This is a genomic window from Rhodococcus sp. P3_B8 (assembly GCF_056402775.1).
Window position 1 is genome coordinate 36,295 of sequence record NZ_JBFUGT010000024.1, and the last position, 17,048, is coordinate 53,342.

Below are 17,048 nucleotides of genomic sequence, written 5' to 3' on the forward strand. Positions count from 1 at the left end.
CAGTACCAAGTACTTCCGGCCCTCGCGGCGGCGAACTCCGCCCCGGAACTGCGATCTAGATCACTCTTGATCACCGGGCTCCTTCCGCCCATGCGGTGACCAGCGACGACAGTTCCGACGCCCAGCCACGGACCTCCTCGGCGTCCAGCACATCCGAGGAGAACGAGAAATACGCGTGGACAGGTCCGTCACCGATCGGCTCGTAGAAACTCAGCGTCAGGTCCGAATCCGGAACCCCCACCGGCACCGGCATCAACCCACCCAGCGCGTCGAGATGACCGAGCCTGGCCTGCTCGTGATGAACGAGCATGACCTGCGGACGGAGCACCGGCGTCTCGCCGACCGCCTCCACGACGTCGGCGAACGCCACGTCCTGGTTGTCCAGCGCGTCGAGATTCGCGGTGCGGATACGCCGCAGCAACTCCACGGGATCGGGATCACCGCTCGTATCCGTTCGCAACAGAACGATATTGAAGAAGCAGCCGACCAGCGCGTCCAGCGCCTCCTCCGTGCGTCCCGCGACGAGCGACCCCAGCGGAATGTCCGTGCCGGCGCCGTGCCGTGTCAACACGGTGGCGAGTGCGGCCTGCAACACCATGAACAGGCTGGTGCCCGTCTCGCTCGCGAACTTCCGGGCCGCGCTGTGGAGTTCCGCGTCGATCTCGACCGGCACGATCTCCGCCGTCCGCGGTCCGCGTACGGCCGGGGCGGGCAGTTCGAGCCGGGACGGCATGCCGTCCAGCGTCTCCCGCCAGTAGTCGAGCTGACGCGACCGACGGCTGTCCGGGTCCTCGGGATCGCCGACGAGCGCCTGCGACCACACGACGTAGTCGGCGTATCCGATGGGCAGCGGTTCCCATGCGGGTTCCTCGCCGTGCGAGCGCGCGGCGTATGCGCCCATCAGATCACCGAGCAACGGCACCACGGACCACTCGTCGACGGCGATGTAGTGCATCGCGAGAAGCAGTGCCTGGGTGCCGTCGCCGCCGGTCACGAGATGCACCCGGAGCGGTGCGTGCTCGGTGAGATCGAGGGGCTCCTGCGCCAATTCGAAGACCGTGCGGTGGACGTCTCCATCTCCGACGTCGACGAGTTCGAGGGCGGGCCGCACCGCTTCCTGCGCTACGACGCTGTCCCCGGCCTCCACGTACACGGTCCGCAGCGGTTCGTGCCGGGACGTGACGTCGTCGAGGGCCTGCGCCAGGATCTCGGGGTCGACGGCGTCGCGAAGCTGCAGCGACAGTGCGTGACTGGCCCGCGCCTCGGCGCCTGCCGCCCGGAACTGCTTCCAGAACCGGCGTTGCGGCCCGGACAGCGGCAGCACCCCCGCTCTCGGGTCCGCCGCCGTGAGCACCGGTCTGCCGATGGACGAGGCCCCCGCGACCATCGCGGCGAGTTCGGCCACCGTGGAACTGTCGAACACGTCCCGGATACCGATGTCGACGGCGAACCGCCCGCGGATACGTCCCACCAACCGCATCGATGCCATGGAGTTGCCGCCGAGGTCGAAGAAGTTGTCGTGGATGCCCACCGACGGCAGATGCAGGATGTCGGCGAACGCTGCGGCGATCTCCTTCTGCTCCGGCGTCTGCGGCGTGCCGTCCCCGGTCAGGGCCGACCAATCCGGCAGCGGCAGCGCCTTGCGGTCGAGTTTGCCGTTGGGTGTCAACGGGAGATCCCCGTCCAGCACGACCACGCGAGTCGGCACCATGTAGTCGGGCAGCCGCGCGGCGGCGTGTTCCCGCACGGCCTGCGGATCGATCCGCCCGGCTGCGTGACCGTCGGCCGGTGTCACATAGCCCACGAGCCGGACGATGTCACCGGACCGGTCCGCGACGACCGCCGACTGCTTCACCGCAGGATGACTTCCGAGGGCCGCGATGATCTCGCCGAGTTCGATGCGGAATCCACGGATCTTCACCTGGTCGTCGACGCGTCCGAGGAAGTCGATGTTGCCGTCTTCCCGCCAGCGCGCCCGGTCACCGGTCCGGTACATCCGGGAGCCCGCGTCGCCGAAGGGGCTGGGCACGAACCGGGCCGACGTGAGGTCGGGCCGGCCGAGGTATCCGCGGGCCAGTCCGCGTCCGGCGATGTACAACTCGCCCGCCACCCCCGGCGGCACCGGCTGCAGGCGGTCGTCGAGGACGTACGCCTGCTCGTTGGGATCGGGGATGCCGATCGGCACAGCCGAGTTCCATCCGGGCCGTGCCTGCCACAGCGTGTTGTTGACGGTGGCCTCGGTGAGACCGTACGCGGCCAGCAGGTTGAGCCGTTCCGCCCAGCGTCCGATCAGTTCCGGCGGCACGGTCTCGGTGCCCACCAGCACGGTGCAGCCCTCGGGGACGTCGCAACCCGACGGCAGCGCCGCCAGCAGGGACGGCGGAATGATCGCGTGCGTCACGGCGTGTGCGGCCATGAAATCGGTGAGTTCCGGTCCGGCGACACGGGACTCGTCGGGCACGATGACCAGGCGGGACCCCGTGCACAGTGCCATCGACAACTCGAAGACCGCGACGTCGAATCCGATCGACGCGAACTGCATCACCACTGAACCCGGGACGAGCTTCATCCGCTGTTCGGCGGTCGCGACGAGACTGGGAATCCCGTCGTGAGTGAGGATCGCACCCTTGGGTTTACCGGTGGAGCCCGACGTGTAGATGACGTACGCGGCGTGGTCCAGACCCTGCGGGGGCCGCGGCACCTGCAGGGCGGGCCCGGTCTCGAGTTCCGTGACGACGGACTCGTCGTCGAGGAGAACGCGAGTGAGGGCGTCGACGTCCGCGATGCGCGGGCTCTCCCCCACCGTGGTCACCAGCACCCGCGCGGCGGAGTCGGCGAGCATGTAGGAGATGCGGTCGGACGGGTGGTTCAGGTCGAGCGGAAGGTATGCCGCCCCGAGCCTCAACACCCCGAGCACGACCGCGACCATCTGCGCCGATCTCGGTACCGCCAGTCCCACAACGTCTTCGACGGAGACGCCGCGACGATGCAGCAGTGCGGCGACTCGGTCGGCGCGCACACTCAGGTCCGCGTACGTCACCTCGCCGTGGCCGTCGACGACGGCCACGGCGTCGGGGGTCGCCGCCACGTGGCGCGCGAACGCCTCGTAGAACGTCTCCTCCGCCACCGGCTGTGACGTGTCGTTGAACCCGTGCACCACGAGTTCGCGTTCGTCGCCGAGGAACACGTCGAGGTCGCCGACCGCGCGACCCGAGTCGGATGCGAGGGCGTCCAGAACCACGACCTGCCTGCGCGCGATCTTCTCCGCGGTGGCCCGGTCGAACAGGTCGGAGCCGTACTCGAGGCGCAGGTCGACCCGGTCGTCGTCGAGGTACTCCGTGAAGTTGAACACCAGGTCGAACTTGGCGGTGCGTTCCTCGAACGCCACCGGGGTGAGGGCCGAGCCGGGTGCGAGCGCCGAATCGGACGTCCGGCTGTGATAGCCGACCATCACCTGGAACAGCGGGTTCCGGGCCAGGGTTCGCGCCGGATTCACCTTCTCCACAACCGTTTCGAACGGAACGTCCGCATGCGAGAAGGCCGCCAGGTCGGCGTCACGGATCCGTGCCAGCAGCTGGTCGAACGTGGGGTTGCCCGACACGTCCGTCCGCAGCACCACGGTATTGACGAAGAACCCGATCAGGTCGTCGAGACCCTGTTCGCTGCGGCCGGCGACCGGCGCGCCGATCGGCAGGTCGTCGCCCGCACCGAGACGGTGCAGCAACGCCGCCGACGCCGCGTGCAGCACCATGAACATGCTGGTTCCCGACGTCCGGGCGAGCGCACGCAGGGCCCGCGTCGTCGCGGCGTCGAGCGTCGTCTCGATCGCACCGCCGGCGAAGCTGGGCCGCGCGGGACGGGTGCGGTCGGTGGGGAGCACCAGCTCCTCCGGCGCCCCGTCGAGAGTCTTCGCCCAGTAGTCGAGTTGACGGCTGACGAGGCTGGACGGGTCCTGTGGATCACCAAGGACGTCGCGCTGCCACAGCGTGTAGTCGGCGTACTGCACGTCGAGCGGTTCCCACGCCGGCGCCGAGCCCTGGACGCGAGCGGTGTACGCCGTCATCAGGTCCCGCAGGAACGGGCGGTCCGACCATTCGTCGGTGGCGATGTGGTGCAGCACGATGGCCAGCACCTGCTGGTCCGCGACCCGGATGAGGCTCGCGCGCACCGGGATCTCCGTCGCCAGGTCGAACGGGCGGCCGACGGTCTCGGTGACGAGCCGCACCAGATCGGCCTCGGTGCCGTCCAGCACCGCGACGTCGGGCCGGGCGTTTTCGAGGATCACCTGCACCGGTTCGCCGTCGTGCTCCCCGAACACCGTTCGCAGCGATTCGTGCCGCGACACGACGTCGGTCAGCGCCTGCTCGAACACCCCGGGGTCCAGTGCACCCTGCAGTCGGAGGACGATCGGGAAGTTGTAGGCGACGGCGGGGCCCGCCCCATCCCGAACCGAGGTGCCTTCCATCTGCTGCAGGAGCCACAGACGTTGCTGCGCAGCGGAGAGCGGCAGATGCTCGGGCCGCGGCCCGGCAACCAGCACCGGACGGGTCGAACCGGTGTCGTCGCCGATCCGGGCGGCGAGTTCGGCGACCGTCGGTGCTTCGAACAGGTCGCGCAGGGTGAGGTCGGTGTCGAGCGCGGCCCGCGCCCGGCTGATCAGCCTGGTGGCCAGCAGCGAGTGACCGCCGAGGTTGAAGAAGTCGTCGTCGACCCCGGGGGCGGGGACGCCGAGGATCTCCCCGAACAAGGCGGACAGCACCCGTTCGGTGTCGGTGCGGGGTTCCGTGCGCGCGCCGCCGCTGCGGCCGAGCACGTCGTCCGCCGACGGCAGCGCCTTGACGTCGAGTTTGCCGTTGACCGTCATCGGCAGGCTGTCGACCTCGATGACCGCGGCGGGCACCATGTAGTCCGGCAACGTTGCGCGCAGCGCCTGTGAGTACTTGTTAACGTCCCGCGGTTGATAAGTACTCACGGGTACGGCGTAGCCGACGAGCCGCTTGAACCCACCCGGGCCCGAATCGACGACGACGGCGGCCTGACGGACGTCGTCCAGAGCTTCGAGCGCGGACGCGATTTCGCCGAGTTCCACCCGGTGACCGCGGATCTTCACCTGATCGTCGGTCCGGCCGAGGAAGTCGAGGTTCCCGTCCTCACGTCTCCGGACGAGATCGCCCGTCCGATACATACGTACGGATTCATCGAACGGGTCGGCGACGAAACGTTCCGCCGTCAGCGCGAACCGGTCGAGGTAGCCGCGCGCCAACCCGACCCCGGAGATGTACAGCTCGCCGGGAACGCCGTCCGGAACCGGACGCAACCACGCGTCCAGCACGTAGGCGGACGTGTTCCAGATCGGGGTGCCGACGGTGGGTGTCACGCTGTCGGCAGTACCGGCGCCGAGGGTGTTGATCGTGTACTCGGTGGGACCGTACAGGTTGTACCCGACCGTTCCGTCCTTGTCGCGCAACCGGTTCCATACCGAATCCGACACTGCCTCGCCGCCGAGGAGTACGAGTGGCGGCCGGTGCCGCCCCGGGCCGTCGTCGAGCAGACCCTCTTCGACGAGGTGCTGCGCGTACGTCGGCGTCACGTTGACGACGTCGATCGCATGGGTGTCGCAGTAGGCCACGAGCGCCTCGGCATCACGCCGCAGGTTCTCGTCGCAGATGTGGACCTCGTGGCCTTCCACCAGCCACAGCAGTTCCTCCCACGACATGTCGAACGCGAACGACACGGTGTGCGCGATGCGCAGCCGCCGACCGCCCGCGGCAGTCACGACGGGTTCGAAGATAGCCTCACGATGGTTGAACTGCATGTTGGTCAGACCGCGGTACGGGGTGACGACGCCCTTCGGCTTGCCCGTGGACCCGGACGTGTAGATGACGTACGCCGGATGGTCCAGGCGCCCGGGGGTTCCGGGCGCGAAACCGCCGAGTTCGGCCTCCGACAGCGGTCCGGACGCGACCGCGCCGAAGTCCACGGTGTCGACGGCCAGCGTGTCGACCATCGCAGCGGCGAGCGTTCCGGCGACCTCCGACGTGGTGACCAGGACCGTCGGACGCGCGTCGTCGAGCATCGCGACGAGTCGCTCGGCGGGGTGGTCCAGTTCGAGCGGCAGGTACGCGGATCCGGTGCGCAGCACGGCGAACAGCGCGACCACCATCTCCACCGTCCGCGGCAGTGCGAGCGCGACGATCCGCTCCGGGCCCGCGCCGTGGCCGAGCAGGACCCGGGCCATCCGGTTCACGTCGGCGTCGAGTTCGGCGTAGCTCACGGCGCGGTCGCCGAACACCAGGGCCGTGTCTTCGGGCCGGCCGCGGGCCGCGTCGGCGAACAGATCGGCGATGGTTCTGTCGGGCAGGGCCTTCCGCTCGACCGGCACGGGCATTGCGGCACCGGCGATTCCGCCGACCACGCCGGACAGGTCGGTGGACCACTCCTCGAGCACGGTCAGGTACCGCGACAGCATGCGTTCGACCCGCGACTTCGAGATCTTATCGGGGTGGAACTCGAACTTCACCTTCACGCTCGCGCCCGGGGTCACGACGACCGTGACCGGGTAGTGCGTGTGATCGATGCTGTCGCCGCCGCTGATGTCGTGCGCCGCATTGAGCGCCGACACCTGCTTCTCGTCGACAAAGTTCTGCAGCACATACAGCACGTCGAACAGCTGCCGGTGCTCGGACACCCGCTGGATGGAGGCGAGCCCGAGGTAGTCGTACGGGGTCAGCGCCAGCCGCTCCGACTGGATTCGCCGGAGCAGGTCGGTGACGGTCTCGTCGGCCCGCAGCGTCGTCCGGACGGGGACGGTGTTGAGGAACATTCCGGCCACCGCGTCGATGCCCGGGACTTCCGGTGGGCGTCCGGCCACGGTGGTGCCGAACACGAGGTCCCGGCGCCCGGTCTCGATTCCGAGTACGACGGCCAGCGCGGCGCTCAGCACCGCGTTGAACGTGACACCGGCGCCGCGGGCACCTGCACGGAGCCGTTCGCTCAGTTCCTCGGACAGCACCGCGTCCCGGCGCTGCGGCGGCTGCGGCTCCCCCGCGACCGTCGCGGCGAGCAGGGTCGGTTCGTCGAGCCCGCCGAGCGCGTCGGTCCACGCCGACTGCGCGGCATCCGCGTCCCGCGTGGCCAGCCACTGTAGGTAGTCCTCGAAAGATCCCTCCGGGGCGGCGAATCCGGAGTCGTCACCGCCCGACTCGTAGAGGGCGAGCAGCTGGCTGACGACGAGGCCGTTGGACCATCCGTCCCACAGCAGGAACTGCCGGTTGATCACCAGTCGGTCGTGGGAGTCGCCGAGCCGCAACACCATTGCCCGCCACAACGGCGGGGAGGTGAGGTCGAACGGTGTCAGCCGGTCCTGCGCGGTCAGCTGTTCGGCGTAGGCCGCGCGTTCGGGCTCGTCGAGTTCCCTGAGGTCGAACTCGGCGATGGGCACGTCCAGGCCGGCGCCGAAGAACTGCACCGGCGCGGGCAGGCCTGCACTGACGAATCCCGCTCGCAGCGTGGGATTGCGTCGCTGCAGGGTGCGCAGCGCGGCGGCGAGCCTGTCGGTGTCGAGGCGGTGCGCGAAGTCGAGTGAGAACTGTGCCGTGTAGATGTCGGCGCCGGAGTCGAACCCGGCCTGGAAGTAGAGACCCTCCTGCAGCGGCGACAGCGGCAGCACCGTGTCGACCCCGCTCGGGCTCGCCTCGACGATCCGGTCGATCTCCTCCTGCGTCAACGCCACGAGGGGAAGGTCGGACGGGGTGATCATCGCCGGTCCGTCGTGCTCTCCTGCGGCGTCGGCCAGTTCACGAAGAGCGGCCACCCAGCCGTCGCTCAACGCGAGGACGTCGGCCTCGCCCAGGTCGGCGTCCGACCAGGCAAAGACGGCCTGCAGTTCGGTGCCCCGCTCGGACTCCTCGCACAGGGCGTTGATCACCAGCCGGTAGGGCCCACCGAGATCGGCATCGGGATCTGTTGCCAGCGAGTCGGATTCGACCGCGGGAGTCCACGGTCCGGGCACCGCGTGCGGCATGCGCCCCAGGTAGTTGAACAGCACCTGCGATTCCGCCCGTGCCGCAAGAAGGCCCGCGGTGCGCCCATTGACGTACCGCAGCATGCCGTAGCCGATGCCGCCGTCGGGGGCGCCGCGCAGCTGCTCCTTGACGTCCTTCAGCGTCTCGAGTGCGCCCGTCCGGCTGCGCAACCGGACGGGGGTGACGTTGGTGATCCAGCCGACGGTCCGGGACAGATCCACGCCCTCGGCGAGTTCTTCGCGGCCGTGCCGCTCGAGGTCCACCAGCAGGTCGTTCTCGCGCCCACGGCCGGCGAGCCACCGATCGGCCGACAGCCGCAGGGCCGCCAGCAATACATCGGTGACGTCGGCGCCGACCACGGCGGGAACGGTGGTCAGCAGCGCCGTCGTGAGTTGCGGGTCCAGCAGCACCGTCCGTCGTGCGCCGCTGCTCACGACCGCGTGCCCGTCGGTGCCGGGCACCAGATCGGCACCGGGTTCGGTGACGCGCAACCAGTGGTCGAGTTCGGCGAGCCGGGCAGGGGCCTGCGCCTGCTCGGTGACGATGCGGGCGAATCCGCGCAGCGACGTGGGCACCGGGTCGAGCGCCGCGTCCTGGCCGCTGTCGGCCGCCACCCACGCCATGGCCAGATCTTCGATCAGCGTCCGCCACGACACCCCGTCGATCACCAGATGATGCGCGACGAGGAGGAGCCTGCCCAGCTCCTGCGGGCCGGCGTCGAACCACACCGCCGACAGCATGGTGCCGTCGTCGGGGTCGAGCCGGTCGGTCGCGGCGTCGGATTCTGCTGCCACGATTTCGCGCAGCGCGGCGGCGTCGAGTCCGGTGACGTCGACGCGACGCAGTTCCAGGTCTGCGGATTCGGTGATCTCGAGCGACCACACACCCGGCGCGTGCCGGGTGAGCTTCTGCCGCAGGCCGTCGTGGTGACCGATCACCGAGTGCAGGGCGGCCGTCAGGACGGTGGCGCTGGTGCCCGCCGGTGTGTGGAGCAGAACGGCCTGGTTGAAGCGATTCTTTCCGCCACTCCATTCGGACAGCCGATGGACCACCGGCAGGGGCGGCAGGACACCGGTGCCCGACTCCTCCACGCGCGGGGCCGACGCGACGACGGTGGCCGCGACGAGTCGCGCGAGCGCGGCCGGCGTCCGCTGTTCGAAGATCTGCCGCGGGGTGACGGTGATTCCCTCCCGGCGAGCGAGATTCACCAGGCGGATGGCGAGGATGCTGTCGCCACCGAGCGCGAAGAAGTCGTCGTCCACGCCGACGGTCCCGACACCGAGAACCTCGGCGTAGTGGGCGGCCAGCACCGCTGCCGGTCCGCTCTCCAGGACCGGCGCGGACGTCGCCTGCGCGGAGAAGTCCGGTGCGGGGAGGGCTTTACGGTTCAGCTTGCCGCTGGGGCCGACCGGAAACTCGTCCAGCGTCACGAACGCGACGGGCACCATGAACTCCGGCAGGGCCGCAGTCAGGCGCGCACGAACATCGTCGACGTCGGCGTCCCCGACGACGTACCCGACCAGTTGTTGCCGACCGGGCCGGTCCGTGCGCACGACGGCGGCGGCCTGCCGCACTCCGGGGCACGCCGCCATCTGTGCTTCGATCTCGCCCAGTTCGATGCGGAAGCCGCGCAACTTCACCTGATCGTCGACCCTGCCGAGGTATTCGACCACGCCGTCGGTGTTGACCCGGGCGACGTCACCGGTGCGGTACATGCGGGATCCGCTGTGGGAGAACGGGTCGGCGACGAAGCGCTCGGCACTCAACCCGGGCCTGCCCAGGTAGCCACGGGCCAGCTGTGGCCCCGACAGGTACAGCTCACCGGCGGCGCCCGCGGGCACCGGCTGCAGGTACCGATCGAGCACGTAGAGGCCGGTGTTGGACGTCGGCAGGCCGATCGGCACGGAGGGCGCGGACACGTCGATTCCCTGAACGGACGCGGCGTAGCTGACGTCGACCGACGCCTCGGTCGGACCGTAGAGGTTGTCGAGTTCCACTCCCGGCAGGAGTTCGGCGACGCGCCGGGCGGAGGCCACGGGAAGCGCCTCACCGCTGCAGGAGATGATCCGGAGTCCGGTGCACCGGGCGGCGGCGGGCTCGGCGAGGAACACCTCGAGCATCGAGGGCACGAAATGCACACGCGTGATCGACCGCCGGACGATGACGTCGGCGAGGTACGCCGGGTCCTTGTGTCCGTCCGGCCGCGCCAGCACGAGGGTCGCCCCGGCGAGGAGCGGTCCGAAGAACTCCAGCACCGACACGTCGAAGCTGGACGGAGTCTTCTGGAACACGTTGTCTGTCGGGGTGATCGGCCGGAACCGCTGAACCCACAGCAGACGGTTGACGATGCCGGCGTGCGGCACGACGACCCCCTTGGGCCGTCCCGTCGAGCCCGACGTGTAGATCACGTAGGCGGGGTGCTGCGGCGCGAGCGCGACACCGGTCAGCGGCTCGGGCGAGTACCGCTCGGCGTCCGATACCCGGACCTGCGGAACACCGGACCCGGACCCGGAGAACGGCACGGTGCCGTCGGTGAGGACGCATACCGGTTCCGCGTCATCCAGCATGAACGCCAGCCGGTCGGCGGGGTAACCGGTGTCGAGCGGAACGTAGGCGCCGCCCGCCTTCCCGACCGCGAGGAGCGCCACCATCAGGTCCAGCGAACGGGGCAGCGCCACCGCCACCTTCGACTCGGGTGCCACCCCGCGGTCGACGAGCAGTCGGGCGAGGCGGTTCGCGCGCGCATGCAATTCGGCGTAGGTGAGGTGTTCGTCCTCGAACACGACGGCCACCGCGTCGGGTGTCCGCTCCGCCTGCTCCTCGAGCAGCGCCGTCACCGTCGTGTCGGGGAACTCCACCTCGACGTCGCGCAGTGCCGCGTCGATCGGCTCGCGCGACGCCAGCGCGACGGAAGACACGTTCTGGTCGACGTCCCGGGTCAGCTCCGCGAGATACGCCACCATCGACTCCGCGAACCGGGTCGCGGTCGCCGCATCGATGCGGGCGTCGTCGTATTTCAGCTCGAGTGTCAGCGCGTCGCCGGGCATGACGATCAGCGTCATCGGGTACGGCGGGTGCTCGTCGAACCGGATGCCGGTCAACTGCACCGCACCGGTGGGATCCGCCACCGCGCCGTCGCCGAGCGGATAGTTCTCGAACACGACGAGCGTCTCGAACAGGTTCTGCAGTCCCGCTTCCCGGCGCAACTCGGGCAGGCCCAGGTACTGGTGGTCGAGCAGCGTCGACTGCTCGTGCTGCCACCGCGCGAGGGTCTCGGCCACCGTGTCGGTGGGCCGGTACCGCAGCCGGGTGGGCACGGTGTTGATGAACAGGCCCACCATGGTCTCGATTCCGGGCAGGTCCCCGCCGCGGCCCGACACCGTCGAACCGAACACCACGTCCTCCCGGCCGGTGAGGCGGCCGAGGACCAGACCCCAAGTGCCGTGCACGAGCGTGCTGAGTGTCAACCCCCGGGCCCGGCCCACCGCGGACAGCGCGGCGGTGTCGGCCGACGGCAGTGTCACCCGGACACTGTGTATCCCGGACTCCCCCTTCGACGACGGCGTCGGCAGGTCCACCGGCTCGGGGGCGTCGGCGAGCGCCTCCCGCCACACGGCGAGCGACGCCTGACGGTCCCGGCCCCCCAGCCATTCGAGGTAGCTCCGGTACGGCGTGGGCGTCGGCAGCGCCAGCGGCGTCCCCTCGACGCTGTACAGATTCATCAATTCCCGCAACATCACCGGCACCGACCACCCGTCGGCGACGATGTGGTGAATCGACTGCAGCAGAAGAAACCTTTGATGTTTCACCTGCGCGAGCGTGTAGCGCAGCAGGGGGCCGCGCTCGAAGTCGAAACCCCGGGCCCGGTCCGCCGCCAGCACCTGTTCCACGCGCTGCTCCGGATCCGCGACGCCGGTGAAATCGAGCACCTCCATCGGCACCTGCACGTTTTCGCCGACCACCTGCACGACCCGGCCGTCCGATACCGCTCGCACGCCGACGCGGAGGGCCGCGTGCCGGTCGACGACCGCCTGCAGCCCGCGGTGCAACGCCGCAGCGTCGACGGGACCGGTCAGTTCGATCACCTGCTGCACCACGTACGGGTCGGTGCCGGTGTCCTCGAACGCCGACTGGAAGTAGATGCCCTCCTGCAGCGGTGTCAGCGGAAGCACGTCGGCCGCCCCCGCCAGCGCGTCCACGTCCGGCTGCGTCAGCGACACCAGCGGGAAGTCCGACGGCGTGTGACCGCCGAGACGGTCGATTCCGGCCAGCACCCGCAGCACCGCGGTCCACTCGTCGGCGAGCGCCACGACGGCATCACGATCGAGCACACCGGGCGCCCACGTCAACGTCGTGCGCAGGACGGTGCCGTCGGCTCCGTCCTCGGCAATCACGTCGAACGCCAGCGCGTGCCCGAGCGGCATCCGCGGGTCGTCCGCGCCACCCATGGCGCGGGGCAGCCAGTCGACGCCCTCCGCGGACGTCACCCGTCCGAGGTAGTTGAACAGCACCTGCGGGGTCGGCGCGTGCGCGAGTTCCGGCTTCGGGACACCGAGGTAGCGCAACGCGCCGTACCCGAACCCGGACCCCGGGATGCGGCGCAACTGGTCCTTCACCGCCTTCAGCCCGTCGGCGATTCCCGTCTCGTCCACCGCCGCACCGGGGTCGAGCACCACCGGGAAGACGGTGGTGAACCAGCCGACGGTCCGGGCGAGGTCGAGGTCGGGTCCGTCGCTGCGGCGCACGAGGTCTTCCTCGCGTCCGTGCCCCTCGAGGTCGAGGAGCACCGGGCCCGGCCCTCCGTCTCGCCACCTCTGCAACGCAACCGCGACACCGGTGAGGAGCGCGTCGTTGACGTGTCCGTGGAACGCCGCGGGCACGGTGGAGAGCAGCGGTCGGGTGAACTCCGGAGGCAATGTCACCGTGAGGGTTTCGGCGTCGCCGGCGAGGTCGAGGGCGGGATCGAGCGCACGCGAACCGAGGAGCGGGTCTTCTGTGGTCGCCGCGTCCACCCAGAAGGACAGTTCGTGGTCGAAGGCACCCGACCGCGTCTGCTCGTCGAGCAGCTCGGACCAGCGGCGCAGCGACGTCCCGACCGGAGCGAGTTCGGGGACGCCCCCGGCCGCCACGGCTGTGCCCGCGCGGGCGAGGTCTTCGAGGATGATGCGCCAGGACACCCCGTCGACCACCAAGTGGTGTCCGATCAGCAGCAACCGGCCGGGACCCTCGGCCGCGGAGAAGAGGACGGCCTGCACCATGGTGCCCGCATCCGGGTCGAGCCTTCCGACGGCCGCCCGTGCCTCGATGTCGAGTTGCTCGGCGCTGCCGTCGAATTCGACGACCCGCAGGATTCCGTCGAGCGTCGCCGGGGACGGTTCCGGCACGGACAGCGTCCAGCGGTCGCCCCCGCGGCGGAGGCCGCTTCCGTTACCACGGACGAGCGTCGCGCGCAGGGCGTCGTGCCGCTCGAGCACCGCGGCGAGTGCCGCCTTCGCGGCATGCTCGTCGAGGGCGGCCGGAGTCTGCACGAGCACCGACTGGTGGAACGCGGCGATCTCGCCACCCCGCTCCGCGATGCGGGCGACGATCGGGGTGCTGCGGACCTCACCGACGGCGACGTCGTCGGGGTCCACGGCGGCCGCGGTCCGGCCGTCCTGGACCCGGGCGAGCGCCTCGGCGGTGCGGAGCTGGAAGATCTCCCGCGGGCTGATCGAAAGACCTTCCCGCCGAGCATGGTTGACCAGCTGGATCGCGACGATACTGTCGCCACCCAACGCGAAGAAGTCGTCGGTGACGCCCACCGACTCCACCCCGAGGACACCCGCCATCAGCGCACACAGGGTTTCCTCGGCAGCGGTGCGGGGCGCGACGTTCTCGCCGGCCGCGCCGAGGTCCGGCTCGGGCAGCGCACGCCTATCCAACTTTCCGTTGGGGGTGAGCGGGAACCGATCGAGGACGACGAACGACGACGGCACCATGTACTCCGGCAGCTTCGACGACGCCCAGACCCGCAGTTCGGCGACGTCCGGAACCGAATCCTGCTTCGTCACGACGTAGGCCGCGAGATACTTTGCTCCCGAGGGCGTCTCCCGAACGACGACGGCACTGTGCCGAACGTCGGGATGCGACACGATGCCCGCCTCGACGTCCTCGAGTTCGAGTCGCATGCCCCGGATCTTCACCTGATTGTCGGCGCGGCCGAGGAAGTCGAGGGACCCGTCCGGCGCCCACCGCGCGAGGTCACCGGTTCGATACAACCGGGAGCCGTCGTTCGCGAACGGGTTGGCGACGAAACGGGACGCCGTCAGCCCCGGAGCGTCCACGTAACCGCGGCCGAGGAGGAATCCGCCGGCGTACAGCTCACCGCCGGTGCCGAGCGGCACCGGGTTCAGGTGTTCGTCCAGCACGTACAGCTGGGTGTTGGGGTTCGGGCGACCGATCGACGTCGCGATCCGCGCCGCATCCTCCCGATAGATCACGTGCGACACCCCGATCGTCGCCTCCGCCGGGCCGTAGCCGTGGTACAGCGTGATGGCGAGCTGCGACCGGAACCTCTCGAACAGGCGCGGCGTGAGAACCTCGCCACCACACCACACGTGCTTCAGCGCCGCCAGCCGATCCGTGCCCCGCGACAGGTCGAGCAGCACGTCCAGCATCGACGACACGAGGTAGACGAACGTCACCGACTCGCCGGCGATCAGGTCCAGCAGATACTGCGGGTCCCGCTCCCCGCCGGGCTCGGCCACCACCAGCCGGCCACCCGCCACCAGAGGCAGTAGAATCTCGTTCACGGAGATGTCGAACGACAGCGGCGCCTTGAACAGCGACGCGTCCGCGGGCCCGAAGCCCAGGATCTCGTCGCGCTGCCACAGCAGTCGCGCGCAGACGGCCTCGTGACGGATCATGGCGCCCTTGGGCCTGCCCGTGGAACCCGACGTGAAGATGACATACGCCAGCCGCGAACCCTGCACGGTCACCGCGGGCGGCTCGGTGGGCTCCTCGGCGTACGCCCACGCCGCGAGGTCGATCGGCACGGCCCGCTCCCCCGCGTCGGCAACTCCACCGGGCCCGGTGAGCACGAGCGCGGCCCCGGCGTCGGCGAGGACCGACGTCCGGCGGTCCTCCGGCCACGACGGGTCGAGGGGCACGAACGCCCCACCCGCACACATGACGGCGAGCAGTCCGATGACCATGTCCGCCGATCGCGGAAGACCGACCGCCACAACTGTTTCCGCCTCGACACCGCGGGCGCGCAGGTGATGGGACAGCTGCGCCACGCGTTCCCCGAGTTCGCGGTAGGTGAGCCGGGTGTCGCCGGCGATCAGGGCCTCGGCATCCGGCGTCCGCGACACCTGAGCGTGGAAGAGGTCGGGAACCGTCACCGATTCCTGCGGGGACGCCGTGTCGTTGAACTCCACCAGCAACTGCCTGCGCTCGGCCTCGGTCATCGGATCGAGCGAGGCGATGGGCTGTGACGGGTCGGCGACGAACTGCCCGACGAAGTGCTCGAGCCTGCGACGATGCTCCTCGAGCTCGGCGCCGAGACCGGCCGGGGCCCGGAGATCGATCTGGATGGGCTCCGAATCCTGCCCACCGCGGATGGAGAAATCGAGGTCGCGGACCGGTCCGGTGGCCGAACCCCGCACCCACGCCGGGAACCCGCCGAACGTCAGCGAATGCTCGAACATCATGGAATTGATTCCGGGACCGAGGATCTGACGGTCCGGATCGATCGACCGCAGGTCGCGGGCGAGGTCCTCGCCGCGGTAACGCCCGTGCCGCAGCACCGAGATCAGCGTCGTGTCGATGCGGGTGGCGAGCTCACCCACCGTCATCTCGGGATCCACCTGCACCCGGAGCGGCAGGATCGTCGAGCACATTCCGGGGATGCGGCGCAGTTCGCGTCCGACCCGCGCCGTCATCGGCAGCGACACCGTGAGGTCGCGGCGGCCGGTGAACCGGTGGATGTACGCCACGATCGCGGCGAGCGGCAGCCGGGTGCGCCTGATCCCGGCGTCGGAGGCGAAGGTGTAGATCGCGTCGGCGTCGTCCCCGTCGATCTCGACGACGGCGGAGATCGGCGCCCCGGTGTGGTCGACGACCTGCGGGAGCAGCCGAGGCGGCTCCGGCGCATCGATCACCTGCTCGATCCAGAAGTCGCGGTCGGACGCGAAGCGCGTCGACGCACGGTAGTCGCGGTCGGACGCCACGAGCGTGTCGAGGGGCCACGGTGCCGTGGACGTCTCGAGTTCCGGGTGTTCGTATCGATCGACGACGTCGGCCACGAGCAGAGTGATGCCGTATCCGTCGATGAGGCTGTGGTGGTAGCGCTGGTACCAGATCACCGACTCGTCCCCGGTGCGCAGCAGGGCGTGCCGGAACAGCGGTTCGTCGCCCTCGACGTCGACCACGGTCTCCATGTCGCGGTCCATCCACACGCGCGCACGTGCTTCGGGATCCTCGTCGCCGCGCAGGTCCACGACCGCAAGGGTCCACCCGTCGGGGGCTGTCGGCACCTGCAGCAGTTCGTTGCCGTCGCCTCGCTCGAAACGCACGTGCAGGGCTTCGGCCCGTTCGACGGTCTTCCGGATCGTCTCGGCGGCACGGTCCAGGTCGATCCGGCCGGCGACCTCGACGACGAGCGAGAGGTTGTAGACCGGGCTGCCCGGGTTCAACTGCTGCCCGACCCACACCTCGGACTGCGCGGCCGTCACCGGCAACGCGACAGGCGCCGAACCGACGCGAGCCGAGGAAGAAGTGCGCTCAGCCGAAGTGCGCTGGGGGCGAGCAGCCGCCGAGTGGTCCGGAGACATGGTGATCCGATCGTCCGTCGAGAGCGCCCGTCCAACGACGGGCACCCGAGGGAGTTTAGGTTAGGCTACCCACCAGCAACAAGCCGGTTGCCGGCAAGTTCACAGGTGCCAGTTATCACAGCGGCAATTCGAGTTCAATCACCACGAACGCGTGTCCCCCGCACCGCCGCCGGCATTCACCCCGCCGAAGCGGTCCCGACGTCGCCTTCGA

The 17,048-nt window shown here is 69.8% G+C and carries 1 protein-coding gene; it reads right to left on the reverse strand.

All coding sequences use genetic code 11. The features are described 5' to 3' along the window. Nucleotides 1-70 precede the first annotated feature (70 nt). Nucleotides 71-16,837, reverse strand: a complete 16,767-nt coding sequence (locus AC1D1G_RS12260) for an amino acid adenylation domain-containing protein (protein ID WP_477952298.1) — start codon at nt 16,835-16,837, stop codon at nt 71-73. Nucleotides 16,838-17,048 lie beyond the last annotated feature (211 nt).

Bases quoted from the DNA above. Each gene is read 5' to 3' on its own strand.
- AC1D1G_RS12260 (WP_477952298.1), bottom strand. From the start codon at position 16,837: ATGTCTCCGGACCACTCGGCGGCTGCTCGCCCCCAGCGCACTTCGGCT.